This window comes from Actinomadura rubrisoli, from assembly GCF_004349215.1.
GTDB lineage: Bacteria > Actinomycetota > Actinomycetes > Streptosporangiales > Streptosporangiaceae > Spirillospora > Spirillospora rubrisoli.
The window spans coordinates 1-14,429 of record NZ_SMKU01000244.1 but is presented as its reverse complement, the minus strand read 5'-3'; the positions used below and the strand labels follow the sequence as shown (position 1 = coordinate 14,429).

The window sequence follows — 14,429 nt, the reverse complement described above, 5'->3', positions numbered from 1 at the left end:
GTCTGGAACAGATCGGGCGGTTCGTCGGGGGCGGCCGCGGGGAGTGTTTGTTCTGCCGCTGGCCGGTAGCGGCCGGGAAAGTGAAGGGCCTCCCCGAGGAGGGAGGCCCATGAGGCTTGGACGGCCGCGGAACGCGGGAGGTCGGTCAGTATGGCAGGAGACGGCCTGAAGGCGTCCTGAGGTCGAGCGGGCTCGGTTGACGTGGGGGCTTAGGGCGCTTGATGAGCTGCTGCCGTGCCATGGTGATCATCTCCCCCGTCGGGCCAGGTGTTAACCCGTCGATCGAGCCGATGTCGCATGTACTTCGTACGACGCGCCCGCCGTACGAGAGGTTCGCCGAGCTTATGCGACAACCTCTGCCGGTTCGACCGATTTTCTAGAAGGCGGGATCGCTGACCGCGTTCATTCTGTTGCGAATGGTGATGGTCGAGGTAGGTCTTGGGGCCCGCGCCGGGTTCAGGAGACGATGTCGCGGTTGCGGAAACGGCGGAACGCGAGGGCGAACAGGACGGCCGCGTAGGAGATGGAGAGCGCGGCGCCCTTGGCCATGCCGGTCCATTGGATCTGGGGCTGGAGGGCGTCCATCCAGGAGTACATCCAGTGGGTGGGCAGGAAGTCGCGCCATGAGCCGAGGGCGGTGACCGCGTCCAGGATGTTGCTGACGATGACCAGGCCGACCGCGCCGCCCACGGCGCCGAGCGGGGAGTCGGTGGTGACGGAGAGGAGGAACGCCAGGGCCGCGACGACGAGCTGGGCCACGAGGGAGTAGCCGATGACGATCGCCATGCGGCCGAGTGCGGTGCTCACCGGGACGGTGCCGCCGGTGGGGAGTTCGACGTCGCCCCAGCCGAAGCCGACCGTGCCCGCGACCAGGGACATGGCGGGCAGGCTGACGACGGCGATCACGGCGTAGGACAGGGCGACGATCAGCTTCTGGCGCAGGAGCCGGGCGCGCGGGACGGGGGCGGCGAGCAGGTAGCGGAGGGACGACCAGCCCGCCTCGCTCGCGACGGTGTCGCCGCAGAAGAGTGCGACCGCGACCACGAGGAGGAAACCCGTCGAGACGAACAGGGCGAACAGGGCGAAGTTGAGCGCGCTGGACGTGGCGACGTCGACCAGGCTGGGGACGCCGTCGGGTTCCGGGTCGCCGCCGATCTTGAAGGCGCCGACGAGGACCCAGGGGAGGACGAGCAGGATCCCGAAGGCGACGAGCGTGCGGCGGCGGCGGAACTGGCGGACGGCCTCGACCCGCAGCGGCAGCGTCCGCCGGATAGCGTAGCTGGGCGAGGCGCCGGTCCCCTCCAGGGGTGCGGTCGGGGTCATGGTGCCTCTCCGATGATCTCCAGGAAGGCGTCCTCAAGGCGCCGGCCGGAGCCGGTGATCTCGGAGACGGGTCCGGCCGCGACGCGGCGGCCGCCGGCCATGACGACCGCGTGTGTGCAGGTCTGCTCGACCTCGGCGAGGAGGTGGCTGGAGACGATGACCGTGCGTCCGGCGGCGGCGTACTGGACGAGCACCTCGCGCATCTCGCGGATCTGCGGCGGGTCGAGGCCGTTGGTGGGCTCGTCCAGGACGAGGAGGTCGGGCAGGCCGAGCATGGCCTGGGCGATCGCGAGGCGCTGCCGCATGCCCTGCGAGTACGTGCGGACGGTGCGGTCGAGCGCGGAGCCGAGGCCGGCGATTCTCAGCGCTTCGTCCATGTGGGCCTCGTCCAGGGGACGGCCGGTTGCGCGCCAGTAGAGGTCGAGGTTGTCGCGACCGGAGAGGTGGGGGAGGAAACCAGGTCCTTCGACGAAGGAACCCAGGCGGGACAGGACGGACGCGCCGGGCGTGACGCGGTGCCCGAAGATGCGGATCTCGCCGGAGTCGGGGCGGATGAGGCCCATCAGCATCCGGAGTGTGGTGGTCTTTCCTGCGCCGTTCGGGCCGAGGAGCCCGAGCACTTGGCCCTTCTCCACGCGGAACGACAGGTCGACGACGGCGAGGTGGCCGTTCTTGTACGCCTTGGTGAGCCCGGTGATCTCCAGCGGGACGTCGCCGAGCGCGGGACGCCCGGTGTCGCGGCGGCGGCCGCCGACGAGGATGGCCGCGGCGATCGCGAGCGCGGCGGCGGGCAGCCCCCAGACCCACGCGGGGGTCGGGGCGGCCTCGGCCGTCAGCGCCGGGACGGTCGGGACCGTCAGCGGCGACACCGCCTGCACCTTGTACGAGGCGGGCTTCGGGGGCGTGGCGAACCCCATGTCGGTGCTGGCGACGACGAGGCGGAGCCGGTGGCCTCGGTCGAAGCGGTAGTCCATGGCCGGGAGCGTCACGGTGGCTTCGCCGCCGCCGGTCACGCGGAGCGCGGCGGCGATGCGCCGGGCGGGGAACGCCTGTCCGTCCGGCGCGACGTCGTACAGCTTGGCGAACAGCGGGATGTCGCCGTCCCCGGCCACCTTGATCCGGACGCTGGGGGCGCCGGTGAGCCGCAGCGGGTGCTCCAGCGGGCGGGTGTCGAACCTGGCGGACTGGCCGGGCATGTCGGCCGGCAGCCCGGCGCCGCCGCCGCCCAGGTCGGTGAGGCCGCCGAGGGCGCCCAGCCCGGGCAGCGCGGAGATGGACGCGGGGGACCCGCCCGCCGGGTTCTGGATCGTCTGCTCGCCGCCGTTCAGCGGGAGGGGCTGCGGGGCCGCGCCGAGCCCCGGATACGTGCGCGTCCTGGCCTGCTCCACGACGACCTGCTGGGTGGACGAGTCGAGCCCGCCCGCGCGCGTCACGGTGAAGCCGTCGCGGGAGGACGGGGCATGCCGGAGCCGCGCGTCGAAGAAGTCGCGCAGCAGGCCCCGGACACGGTCGGTCTCGGAGTCGCCGCCGTCGTGGCCGCCCTGGAACCAGACCACCGACACCGGTGCGCCGTTCCGGGCGATGGCGCGTGCGTTGGCGTCGGCCTGGTCGAGCGGGAACAGCGAGTCGGCCTGGCCTTGGACGAGCAGCGTCGGCACCTTGATCCGGTCGGCGACCGACGCCGGGCTCGACCGCCGCAGGGTCGCGACGGCGTCGGATGTGGGACGGCCCTCCTCGGCGACCTTCTGGTACATCGCGCACAGGGAGGGGAGGAAGCGCCCGCACGCCGAGCCGCCCGCTCCGTTCGTGAAGAACAGCCCGGCCCACAGCTTCTTGAAGACGCCCTTCTCGGCGCCCGCCCCGGTCGCGTTGGGGAAGAGCGCGTCGGCCAGGCTGTTCCAGGTGATCTGCGGCGCGATGGCGTCCACCCGCTTGTCGTACGCGGCGGTCATCAGGGCGATGGCGCCGCCGTACGACTCGCCCGCCATGCCGACCCTCGGGTCGCCGGGCCCGTCGATCTGGACGTCCGGGCGCTTGGCCAGCCAGTCGATGAGCTGCCGGGTGTCCTTGACCTCGTAGTCGGGGGAGTTCAGCGCGATCTCGCCGGTCGAGTGGCCGAACCCGCGCGCCGACCAGGCCAGCACGGCGTAACCGTCCCGGGCCAGCGCGCGCGCCTCGCCCACCACGTCGTTCTTGTCGCCGCCGAAGCCGTGCCCCAGCATGATCGCCGGGCCCTTCGTCCGGCCCACGGGCTTGTAGAACGTCGTGTCGATGGACACGCGCTGGTCGTCCTTCGGCCCGTCCACCACCGCTATCCGCTGGTCAAGCGACTGGACGCGCGGCGCGCCGTCAGCGGTGACGCCCCATGCCGCACCGCCGCCCACCAGCGCGACGGCTGCCCCGGCCGCCGTCCAGCGCGCGACCCGGCTCGTCCTGCCCCACCGCTCCCGGAGCCGCCCGGCTCCCCCCAGCCTCATGTTCTGCACCCTATTCGCGCCTGGCCGCCGCTAGCTCCGCCCCTAAGGTCGATCCCTCCTGCGCCCGGTGCCGTACGCGCCGCCCCGTCCTTACGCCTTGAGACGTACGTGTCCCTCATCAGGGCGCGAGGGCGGCGGTGAACATCGCCGTCAGCCGGTCGGTCAGGTCGGACGGGTCGGCGGCGCGCAGGTCGTTGAGGCCGAGGAGCCGCCGGACGGGGCCGCCGCCCATGATGATCGTCGAGGCGAGGAGCGCGCGGGCGCGGGCGTCGGGGCCGTCGAGCTGGGCGGCGAGCGGTTCGACGATCATGTCCTCCAGGTACCGGAGGAGGATCTGCTTGACCTCCGGGTTGCCGGCCGAGCGGTCCAGCATCCGCGTCATCGGGGTCGGGGAGGGACGGACGACCTGGCGGACGAAGTGCTCGGCCAGCCGGCGGGGCAGGCCGGACGGGTCGCCGGCGATGACGCCGCGCAGGGCGGACTCACCCGCCAGGACCTCGCCGAACAGGGCCGCCTTGGAGCCGAAGTAGCGGTTGACCAGGGCCATGTTCGCCTCGGCCGCCGCGGCGATCATGCGGACGGTGACGCCGTCGTAGCCGTGCTCGCCGAACAGGTCGCGCGCCGCGTCCAGGATGCGGCGCCGCGTCGCCTCGCGGTTGCGCTTCGGCCGCTCCCCGGTCTCGCCGAGCGCCCGGGTCTCGCCAACCATCCCAGTCTCGCCAGGCGCCCCGGTTTCGCCAGCCGTCCCGGTCTCGCCGGACGCGAGGGGGTCGGCTCGTGCCGTGTCCTCGACTCGCATCACCAATTCCCTCATCACCCTCCGTTCCGGACGGATCCCAGTATTCCTCGACTTGCAAGTAAACAAGCGTCTACATAGGATATGTGCAATGCACAGGTAATTATCGTTCCATGGGGGCAGGGTGGCTCAAGCGAGCGTGGCGTCGAGCGGTCCCGCGACGCCGGAGCAACCGGGACCGCACTACACGCACCGCCAGATCCTGGAGATCCTCTCCGGGCTGATGATGGCGATGCTGACCGCGATGATCTCCACCTCGGTCGTCAACACGGCGCTGCCGACGATCGTCGGCGACCTCGGCGGCCAGGACCAGCTCGCGTGGGTGGCCAGCGCCGCGCTGCTCACCATGACGGCCTCGACGCCGCTGTGGGGCAAGCTGTCGGACATCTTCGGCCGCAAGCTCATGTTCCAGAGCGCGCTGCTGCTGTTCGTGATCGCGTCGGTGGCGGCGGGCCTGTCGCAGAACATCGGCGAGCTCATCGCGGCCCGCGCGGCCCAGGGGCTCGGCGTCGGGGGGCTGTCCGCGCTGGCGCAGGTGATCCTCGGCGACGTCGTCGAGCCCCGGCAGCGCGGGCGCTACTCCGGCTACATGGGCGCGGTGTTCGGTGTCGCGACGGTGGCCGGGCCGCTGCTCGGCGGGTTCATCGTGGACGCGGACGGCCTCGGCTGGCGCTGGTGCTTCTACGTCTGCATCCCGCTCGCGGTGATCGCGTTCCTGGTCATCCAGCGGGTGCTCAAGCTGCCCAAGGTGCGCCGGGACACCCGCATCGACGTGTTCGGGGCGTTCACCATCACCGGGAGCGCGACCGCGCTGATGCTGGTGCTGTCCATGGGCGGCCACCAGTTCGCGTGGACCTCGCAGTGGACCTACATCCTGCTCGGGGCCGCCGCCGCGCTGCTCGTCCTCGCGGTCGTGGCCGAGCGGACGGCGCGCGACCCGATCCTGCCGCCCCGGCTGTTCCGCAACCGGACGTTCGTCCTGTCCGGGCTCACCTCGGTCTGCATCGGCATCGCGATGTTCGGCGGGATGGTCTACGTGCCGCAGTACCTGCAGATCGTCAAGGGGATGACCCCGACGGCCTCCGGGCTGATGACGCTCCCGCTGGTCGTCGGCCTGCTCGTCATGTCCACCGGCTCCGGGCAGCTCGTGACCCGGACCGGCCGGTACAAGCTCTTCCCGGTGCTCGGGCTGGGGTTCGTCGCCGTGTCGATGTACATGCTGTCGCAGCTGCACGTGGGCTCGTCGAAGCTCCTCATCGGCGCGGACCTCGCCGTCCTCGGGATCGGGCTCGGGCTGACGCTGCAGATCCTGATCCTGGCCGCGCAGAACGCCGCGTCCCCCGCCGACCTGGCCTCGACGACCTCGGGCGTGTCCTTCTTCCGCAACCTCGGCGGCGCGATGGGGGTGGCCGCGTTCGGCGCGATCCTCAACAACCGGCTGGGGGACGAGCTGGCCGACGGGCTGGGCAAGGCGCACGTCGCGCTCCCCGCGGGCGGCGGCAAGCTGGGCTCGCCCGACCAGATCCAGGCGCTGCCCGAGCCGTTCAAGCACATCGTGCTGACCGCGTTCACCAACGCGCTGCAGAGCGTCTTCATGGTCGGCATCCCGGTGGCGGTGATCGGGTTCGTCGCGGTGCTGGCCCTCAAGGAGCTGCCGCTGCGCGGCTCCGGCGGGAAGCACGCGGCGGCCCCCGCTGCCCCGGCCGACGCCTCAGCCACGGACCCGGTGGGCGCAGGGGTGGTGAGCGGGCAGGCCAGCGGCTACGATCAGCGGCCCGCCACGGAGCAGGAGCTCGTTTCCGTCGCCGCGGCCCCCGGATCCGATGAGAGGGGTGGTGCGATGAACGAGAGCTCCCCGAACGGGCTGTCACCCAACGGCATGGCGCTGGCCGGAGCGTCCGGCGGAGACGAGCCGGGCCTCGGCGGCAATGTGGAGCGGTCCGAAACGATGGCCGCGCAGGCGCGCTTCCCCGGGCAGCCGAACGCGATGGCGCAGAACGACGACCCGGCCCACCGCGGCGGCGTGCCTGCCCATGGCGGCGGCGTGCCTGTCCGAGGCGTCGTGCGGACCGGCGACGGCGAGCCCGTCCCGTCCGCCGCGCTGACCCTGATCGGGGTGGACGGGCACCAGCTCGCCCGCGCGATGACCCGGCCGGACGGCCGGTACGCGCTGCCGGCCCCCGGGCCCGGCACGTACGTGCTGATCGCGGCGACCGGCGAGCACGAGCCGCAGGCGGCCACGCTGGTCGTCCGGGACCGTCCGGTCGAGTTCGACCTGCTGCTGGCCGGCAACGGCGGCCTCGCCGGGACGGTTCGCGGCGCCGACGGCACCCCGATCGCGAACGCGATGGTCGTCGTCACCGACGTCCGGGGCGACGTCGTGGGCACCGGACGCACGGACGCAGGCGGCCGGTACATGTTCAAGGACGTGGTGTCCGGCAGCTACACCTTGGCCGTCAGCGCCGCCGCGCACCGTCCGGTCGCGCTGCCGGTGGAGGTGGCGGGCGGCGGGCGGAGCCGCCTCGACGTCGACCTGCCGCCGGGCGCCCGCGTGCGCGGCACCGTCCGCGACGAGGCGGGCGCGCCCCTCGGGGACGCCCGGGTCACGCTGGTGGACGCGGCGGGCAACGTCGTCGCAATGATGATCACCGGCCCGGACGGGGAGTACGCCTTCACCGACCTGGTCGGCGGCCAGTACACCGTGATCGCCTCCGGCTACCCGCCGGTCGCCACCGGGCTGTCGCTGTCGGGCGGCGGCGAGGACGGGTACGACCTGAAGCTCGGCTACCCGGACGAGTGACGGATGCGATCCCCGGGACCGGCCCGGGACACCGGGACCATGAGAGCACGAACCTGGAGTGCGGGTCGTTGATGGATGAGAACCGGGGTCTGCGCGGATCGGTGCGGACGAGGGACGGCTGGGCGGTGCGGCACGCCATCGTCACGGTCACGGACCTGGCGGGCCGCCAGGTCGGGCGGGAACGGGCCGGGGAGGACGGCGTGCTCGCCGCCGGTCCGCTGCCCGCCGGGACCTACACGGTGATCGTGACGGCGGCCGGCCACCGGCCCGCCGCCTCGACGCTGATCGTCCCCGCCTCCGGGTCGGCCGACCTCGGGACGCTCGTGCTGGACCGCGCGGGCGGCACCGAGATCCCGCCGCCCGGCCCGTGGACGATCGACCCGGCGCACTCGAACGTGGGCGCCGTCGCGCAGCACCTCGGCCTGACGAGCGTCCGGGGCCGGTTCGGGACGTTCGAGGGGCGCGTCGAGATCGCCGAGCCGGTGGAGGCGTCACGGGTCACCGCCCGGATCGAGGCCGCGTCCATCGACACCGGCAACAAGCTGCGCGATGATCACCTGCGCTCGCCCGACTTCATGAACGTCGACGCCCACCCCGTCATCGCGTACGAGGGGGACGCGCTGACCCCCGCCGGACCGGACCGCTGGACGGTGCACGGCCGCCTCACCCTCAACGGGATCACGCGGCCGGTCGACCTGGACATGATCTACCTCGGCAGCGGCGCCGACCCGTGGGGCGGCGTCCGGGCCGCGTTCCGCGCGACGGCCGAGCTGCGCCGCGCCGACTTCGGCATCCGGTACAACCAGCTGCTGGAGGCGGGCATCGCCATGGTCGGCGAGAGCCTCAAGGTCGAGCTGGAGATCCAGGCCGTCCAGGGCACGGAACCCGCGCAGGTCTGACCCCCGCGCAGGTCTGACTCCGCGGCTCGCGGCCTGCCGTCCGTGACCCTCGACCCGCGGTTCGCAGACCGCGGCCTGCCCGCCTGCGGCCCGTGGTCAGCGGCCCTTGAGCTCGCGGACGAGCTTGTCGGCCGAGGCGCGGTCGGGGGAGCCGGTCACGACGACCTTCCCGTCCAGGATCGCCATGTCCACCCGCGGCAGCGTGACCAGGCGCTCGCGCACGACGAAGGCCAGGTCGCGGCCCACCATGGCGCGGGTCAGGTTGGCGAAGGCGCGCCGGTCGACCGGCCGCAGGGTGACCGCCACGTCGTAGCCGCCCGGCGTCCCCCGGGACTTCTGGACGCGCAGGTCGGCGACCTTGTGGATCGCGATCCCCCGGATCAGCTGATAGCAGGTCGGCCCGGTGCCGGCCTGCCCGGTGATCCCCTTGGTCCCGGCCGGGCACTGACCGGGCGTCGCCTGGGTGACGGGGTAGACGTGCAGCGGGGCGGCCAGCGTCACCGGCCGGGTGCGCATGGAGGCCGCGATCATCCCGCCGGTCACCGCGACCGCCGCGATCAGCAGGCCCAGCGTGAGCACCATGATGAGCATCGCCGAGCGGTGCTGATCGGTCGCCCTCGCCTCCGGCGCCGCGTTCCGGCGGGCCCGGTTCTGCCGCTGCTCCGCGCGGCTGCGCTTGGCCTCCGCTGCCGCGCGCCGCCGCTTCGCGACCCGTTCCCTGTGCCGCTGGTCCGCGTCCAGAACCGGCCCCGCGGTGCCCGCATAGGGGGCGGTCGGAAGTTCCGCGGTCGCCCCGTCCGAAACCGGGGCCGCCGGTGGCGGACTCGCCGTGCGTGCTCGCTTGGTGGTCGTCCCGGAGGGCGCGGCGTGTGCCGGGGCGTACCCCCGCGTGGGCCACGCGGACAACTGCGCTTGCCCGGACGGCTGCGTGGGCCCCGTCGGCTGCGTGGGCCCGGTCGGCTGCCCTGGCCCCGGCGGGGGTGCCGCAGGTGACGGCCAGTTCTGCCCAAGGGCCTCCGCCGGTGTGGGTGTCGGAGCGGCCTTGGGCGGTGGGGAGACGGGCTGCTCAGGCGCGGGCGGCTTCCCGGTGGCGGGCGACGCGGCGGAAGGCGGCTCGCTCCGAGGCGGCTCACCGGTCGGCGGCACGGCGGGTGGCGGCGCGGCCGGTGGCGGCTCACTGCGCGGCGGCCCGCTTCGAGGCGGCTCGCTGCGCGGCGGCGCGGGCGCGGGCTCGCGCGCGGGGGCGTCGGCGCGTGAGGGCTCCTCGTTCTGCGGACGACCCTTGCTGCGGCGCGGCACGACCCGCATCGACACCTCCCCGGGCTACATGATCTCCACAGTCTGTCAAAACGAGGCGGCGTCCCGCATCGTGCCCTGGTCCGAGGCGGTCGCCGATCGGCGCGCCGGTCCGCGGACGCTCGCCTCGTGATGAACCGTGCCCCGTTCGCGGGCTTTCAATGCGCGAAAACCCGTCCCCGGCGAACCGGGGACGGGCTTCGAACCCTCGCACGAGCGCCCCACCTGCACGGCAAGACGACGCCGGAGGCGAACTCCGCTAGTCGATGCGCCAGGTGTCGCCGCTGCTGAGCAGCGCCGCGAGGTCTCCCTTGCCCTGCGTCTCGGCGGCCTCGTCCAACTGCTCGCGCATCAGCTCGTCGTAGGACGGGCGGTCCACGTCGCGGAAGATGCCGATCGGGGTGTGCTCGAACGTCGGGGAGTCGAGCCGCGACAGCGCGAACGCCTGCGACGGGTCCGGGTTGTGGGCGTCGTGCACGACGATCTCGGACGGGTCCGCGTCCGCGACGTTCACGACCTCGAACGAGCCGGAAGGGGAGCGCCGCAGCGCCTTGGTCCCCTCCGCGCCGAACACGATCGGCTCGCCGTGCTCCAGCCGGACGGTGATGTCGTCGCGGACGGAGGCGTCCTTCAGCGGCTCGAACGCGCCGTCGTTGAAGATGTTGCAGTTCTGGTAGATCTCCACGAGCGCGGTGCCCCGGTGCTGGGCGGCCGCCCGCAGCACCGACTGCAGGTGCTTGCGGTCGGAGTCGATCGTCCGGGCGACGAACGTGCCCTCCGCGCCGATCGCCAGTGACAGCGGGTTGAACGGCGCGTCCAGCGAGCCCATCGGCGTCGACTTGGTGATCTTGCCGAGCTCGGACGTCGGCGAGTACTGGCCCTTGGTCAGTCCGTAGATCCGGTTGTTGAACAGCAGGATCTTGAGGTTGACGTTGCGGCGCAGCGCGTGGATCAGGTGGTTGCCGCCGATGGACAGCGCGTCGCCGTCGCCGGTGACCACCCAGACCGACAGGTCGGGACGGGACGTGGCGAGGCCCGTCGCGATCGCCGGGGCGCGGCCGTGGATCGAGTGGAACCCGTAGGTGTTCATGTAGTACGGGAACCGGGACGAGCAGCCGATGCCGGACACGAACGTGATGTTCTCGCGGCGCAGGCCGAGCTCGGGCAGGAAGGACTGGACCGCGGCGAGGATGGCGTAGTCACCGCAGCCGGGGCACCAGCGCACCTCCTGGTCGGTCTTGAAGTCCTTCAACGTCTGCTTCCCGTCGGCCTTCGGCACGAGCGAGAGCAGGGACCGGCCGTTCGCCGGCGTGGCGCCGGCACCGTTCGATCCGTTGACGCCGTGGTCACTCACTGTCGATCACATCCTGGATGACGCCCTGCAGCTCTTCGGCCTTGAAGGGCAGGCCGCGGACCTGGTTGTAGCCGATCACGTCGACGAGGAACCGGCCGCGCAGCAGCAGCGCGAGCTGGCCCAGGTTGATCTCCGGCACCACGACCTTGTCGTAGGACCGCAGGACCTCGGGCAGGTTGGCCGGGAACGGGTTGAGGTGGCGCAGGTGGGCCTGCGCGACGAGCTGCCCGTTCCCGCGGACGCGGCGGACGCCGGCGGAGATCGCCCCGAACGTCCCGCCCCAGCCGAGGACCAGGACCCGGGCCTCGCCGGACGGGTCGTCCACCTCCAGCGGCGCGATGTCGTTCGCGATGCCGTCGACCTTGGCCTGGCGGAGCCGGACCATGCGGTCGTGATTGGCCGGGTCGTAGGAGATGTTGCCGGAGCCGTCGGCCTTCTCCAGGCCGCCGATCCTGTGCTCCAGGCCCGCCGTGCCCGGGATCGCCCACGGCCGTGCCAGGGTCTCCGGGTCGCGCCTGAAGGGCTGGAAGTCCTCCTGGTCGGGCGCGGCGAAGTTCGGCTCGATCACCGGCAGGGACGCGACGTCCGGCAGCTTCCACGGCTCGGAGCCGTTGGCGAGGTAGCCGTCCGACAGCAGGATGACCGGGGTGCGGTACTTCACCGCGATCCGGGCGGCCTCCAGGGCGGCGTCGAAGCAGTCGGACGGGGACCGCGGCGCGATGACCGGGACGGGCGCCTCGCCGTTGCGGCCGTGCATGGCCTGCAGCAGGTCGGCCTGCTCGGTCTTGGTCGGCAGCCCGGTCGAGGGGCCGGCCCGCTGGACGTCGATGACCAGCAGCGGCAGCTCGGTGGCGACCCCCAGCCCGATCGTCTCGCTCTTCAGCGCGATGCCGGGCCCGGACGTCGTCGTGACGCCGAGGGACCCGCCGAACGAGGCGCCCAGCGCGGCGCCGACCGCCGCGATCTCGTCCTCGGCCTGGAAGGTCCTGATGCCGAACTTCTTGTGCTTGGACAACTCGTGCAGGATGTCGGACGCCGGAGTGATCGGGTAAGAGCCCAGGTAGATCGGCAGTCCGCTCTGCTGTCCCGCGGCCACGAGGCCGTAGGAGAGCGCGACGTTCCCGGTGATGTTGCGGTAGAGCCCCGGGTCGTGCTCGGCCGGCTTGATCTCGTACTGCACCGAGAACGCCTCGGTGGTCTCGCCATAGCTCCAGCCCGCCTGGAAGGCCGCGATGTTGGCCTTCATGATGTCGGGCTTGCGGGCGAACTTCTTCTCCAGGAACGCGAGCGTCCCCTCGGTGGGCCGGTGGTACAGCCACGACAGCAGCCCGAGGGCGAACATGTTCTTGGCGCGCTCGGCGTCCTTCTTGGAGATCTCGAAATCCGTCAGCGCCGTCACCGTCATCGACGTGAGCGGCAGCGCGTGCACCCGGAACTCGGCCAGCGAGCCGTCCTCGACGGGACTCGCCGCGTAGCCGACCTTGGCCAGGTTGCGCTTGGTGAACTCGTCGGTGTTGACGATCAGGTCGGCGCCGCGGGGGAGGTCCCCGAGGTTGGCCTTGAGCGCGGCGGGGTTCATGGCGACCAGGACGTTGGGCGCGTCGCCCGGGGTGAGGATGTCGTGGTCGGCGAAGTGCAACTGGAAACTGGACACGCCGGGGAGGGTCCCGGCGGGGGCGCGGATCTCGGCCGGGAAATTCGGCAACGTCGACAAGTCGTTGCCGAACGCCGCCGTCTCCTGGGTGAAGCGGTCGCCGGTCAGCTGCATGCCGTCACCGGAGTCACCGGCGAAGCGGATGATGACGCGGTCGAGTTGCTGGACCTGTTTGGTCACAGAGGAAGACCTCCTCGACGCGCAGCACCCGTCCTGGGGGAGGCACCCAGGATCGTGATGCTACTTAGGCTTACCTTCATGGTATGTCCGGGATGGGATGCTGTTATCGGGGGACGGGAGGCACGGTAGACGGGCGGACGGGCCCGTTCGCGGGTCCGCCGACGTCCTGCTGGCGGCCGCCGGTCGCGGGAGGGATCGACCGGGACCACCGCTCCGCCCGTCATGTGACACCCCTCGTCCAGGGAGTCGCTGCCCCGTAACACAAGACGTATCACTTTGGACAGGGGTTCATGCGACTCCCCCGGATTCGGGCAGGTCCTATCCGGTGGTACGACCTGGACAGGTCCCCGAGTTCATCGCGAACACAGGGAACTGGCCTGGCGGCACAGGTCGACGTGCAGCCGGCGCACGAGCCGCCCAGGAGTCGTCGGGGAGCCGGGGCTCCCCGGTGGCACGGAGTTCACGTCCCGAAGTCTAGACAGGCCGAATAAAGTTCTGCTGAACCGGCCCCCGGCCGTGGCGCCGCAGGTCCGCAAGCCTGTCCCGCGCGCGACAGCCGTGAAGTTGGTCAGACCCGGCCAAAGCAGGACCAGTCGGCGGTCAGCGCCTGGTCGGGATGCCAGTGCGAGGGCTCGCGGGGGGCGCGGACCACCGGCCCGCCGGAGGCGCGGACCGCTTGGCCGAGGGTGGCCCCGCCCCGGCGCCGGGCGAGCGCTTCGGCTTCGTCCCGCGCTCACGATCGATCATGGCGAGCAGGTCCCCCACCCCGGACGCGGCCAGCGCCTCCCCGACGACGCGCGCCTGCGCCTCGTACGGATGCGCGCCGGGCTGGTCCAGGGCCGCCTTCATCCACATCCGCCAGGTCCGTCCCTTGACGGTGCAGCGCAGCACCAGATCGCGCGAGGACGGCACCGCGGCCGACGTCGTGCACGAGCCGAGCGGACGGCCCTTGGACGTGATCGTCGCCCGCAGCGCGGCGCGCGCACCGGAGGGCGCCGGGACCGGGGCCGTGAGCGTGGCGGGCACGCTCACGGTGCAGCCGCTCGTGTTCTGGTCGCAGTTGACGAAGGTCAGCTTCCCGGGTGCGAAATGCAGCGAAGGGTCGGCGGCGCCGCCCAGCGCGGCGACGCGCGGGCGCAGCTCGGCGAACAGCGGGGCCGGGTCGGGCACGTCCGCGACGGTGAACCTCGGGTCGCCCCGCCCGGCGGTCCGCACGCCGAGCAGCCGGTACGGGGCCGCCGCCGAGACCAGGTAGTCCGCGCCCGTGGTCTTGACCTTGAACGCGCGGGCGCCGTTCACGTCCTCGGTGGGCGGGTCCGCCGGCGCCTGGGCGAGCCGCTTGGCGATTGCCTGCGGGCCGAGCACGTCCGGGACGTCGAACCCGGGCATCGAGGCCGGCGCCTTGGACCAGCGGCCCGCGTAGTTCTCCGGATGCCCGGTCTCCCCGGCGTAGTCGCGCCAGAACGCCGCCCCGGCCTTGATATAGGTCACGCCGTCCACCGCCACGACGTCCGCCTTCAGCGGGCCCGCCGTGAGCGTGCCGCTCGCCGAGCCCGACCGCGTGACCCGCAGGCTCGCCTGGACGGGCTTGCCGTCCACCGTCATCGACCCGTCGTAGCGCAGGCCCGCCCCGGCCGAGACCTGCCGCCC

At 72.5% G+C, this 14,429-nt stretch carries 11 protein-coding genes; 3 read left to right on the top strand and 8 right to left on the bottom strand.

Annotated elements, in window-relative coordinates:
• Window positions 1-456: 456 nt before the first annotated feature.
• The 3 genes from E1298_RS33140 to E1298_RS33130 form a co-directional block, all read right to left on the bottom strand.
• Window positions 457-1,323 carry an ABC transporter permease gene (locus E1298_RS33140; RefSeq protein WP_131900333.1) on the bottom strand — a complete coding sequence of 289 codons (867 nt, stop codon included), beginning with the start codon at window positions 1,321-1,323 and terminating at the stop codon, window positions 457-459.
• Window positions 1,320-3,800: an alpha/beta fold hydrolase gene (locus tag E1298_RS33135; protein ID WP_131900331.1), complete on the bottom strand. Its 2,481-nt coding sequence runs from the start codon at window positions 3,798-3,800 to the stop codon at window positions 1,320-1,322. Before E1298_RS33135 ends, E1298_RS33140 begins: the two co-directional genes overlap by 4 nt.
• A gap of 118 nt (window positions 3,801-3,918) precedes the next feature.
• Window positions 3,919-4,509, bottom strand: a complete 591-nt coding sequence (locus E1298_RS33130; protein WP_131900329.1) for a TetR/AcrR family transcriptional regulator — start codon at window positions 4,507-4,509, stop codon at window positions 3,919-3,921.
• 211 nt (window positions 4,510-4,720) lie between these two features.
• Here E1298_RS33130 and E1298_RS51600 point away from each other — a divergent pair, with 211 nt between their 5' ends.
• Window positions 4,721-7,396, top strand: a complete 2,676-nt coding sequence (locus tag E1298_RS51600) for an MFS transporter (protein ID WP_131900327.1) — start codon at window positions 4,721-4,723, stop codon at window positions 7,394-7,396.
• A 71-nt stretch (window positions 7,397-7,467) separates the two neighbouring features.
• Window positions 7,468-8,295 carry a YceI family protein gene (locus E1298_RS33120; protein ID WP_131900325.1) on the top strand — a complete coding sequence of 276 codons (828 nt, stop codon included), beginning with the start codon at window positions 7,468-7,470 and terminating at the stop codon, window positions 8,293-8,295.
• A 96-nt stretch (window positions 8,296-8,391) separates the two neighbouring features.
• Here E1298_RS33120 and E1298_RS33115 read toward each other — a convergent pair whose 3' ends face one another.
• Window positions 8,392-9,201: a SecDF P1 head subdomain-containing protein gene (locus E1298_RS33115; RefSeq protein ID WP_131900323.1), complete on the bottom strand. Its 810-nt coding sequence runs from the start codon at window positions 9,199-9,201 to the stop codon at window positions 8,392-8,394.
• Between the two features lie 136 nt (window positions 9,202-9,337).
• Here E1298_RS33115 and E1298_RS33110 point away from each other — a divergent pair, with 136 nt between their 5' ends.
• Window positions 9,338-9,724, top strand: coding sequence for a hypothetical protein (locus E1298_RS33110; RefSeq protein ID WP_131900321.1), 387 nt, complete (start codon window positions 9,338-9,340; stop codon window positions 9,722-9,724).
• Window positions 9,725-9,850: 126 nt separating this feature from the next.
• Here the strand turns inward: E1298_RS33110 and E1298_RS33105 are convergent, their stop codons facing one another.
• The 4 genes from E1298_RS33105 to E1298_RS48645 all read right to left on the bottom strand — a co-directional run.
• Window positions 9,851-10,945 carry a 2-oxoacid:ferredoxin oxidoreductase subunit beta gene (locus E1298_RS33105; protein WP_424923175.1) on the bottom strand — a complete coding sequence of 365 codons (1,095 nt, stop codon included), beginning with the start codon at window positions 10,943-10,945 and terminating at the stop codon, window positions 9,851-9,853.
• A complete protein-coding gene (locus tag E1298_RS33100; RefSeq protein WP_131900319.1) occupies window positions 10,938-12,779 on the bottom strand; it encodes a 2-oxoacid:acceptor oxidoreductase subunit alpha in 1,842 nt (613 codons plus the stop codon). Before E1298_RS33100 ends, E1298_RS33105 begins: the two co-directional genes overlap by 8 nt.
• Before the next feature lie 353 nt (window positions 12,780-13,132).
• Entirely contained in the window at window positions 13,133-13,234 is a 102-nt protein-coding gene (locus E1298_RS51945) for a putative leader peptide (RefSeq protein ID WP_424923176.1), read from the bottom strand.
• 145 nt (window positions 13,235-13,379) lie between these two features.
• On the bottom strand, window positions 13,380-14,429 hold a 1,050-nt coding region (locus tag E1298_RS48645), incomplete at its 5' end, for a LolA-like protein (RefSeq protein WP_165975802.1).

Excerpts from the sequence above, each read along its gene's own strand:
- E1298_RS33140 (WP_131900333.1), bottom strand. The coding sequence starts at position 1,323 with ATGACCCCGACCGCACCCCTGGAGGGGACCGGCGCCTCGCCCAGCTAC.
- E1298_RS33135 (WP_131900331.1), bottom strand. The coding sequence starts at position 3,800 with ATGAGGCTGGGGGGAGCCGGGCGGCTCCGGGAGCGGTGGGGCAGGACG.
- E1298_RS33130 (WP_131900329.1), bottom strand. The coding sequence starts at position 4,509 with ATGGTTGGCGAGACCCGGGCGCTCGGCGAGACCGGGGAGCGGCCGAAG.
- E1298_RS33120 (WP_131900325.1), top strand. The coding sequence starts at position 7,468 with ATGGATGAGAACCGGGGTCTGCGCGGATCGGTGCGGACGAGGGACGGC.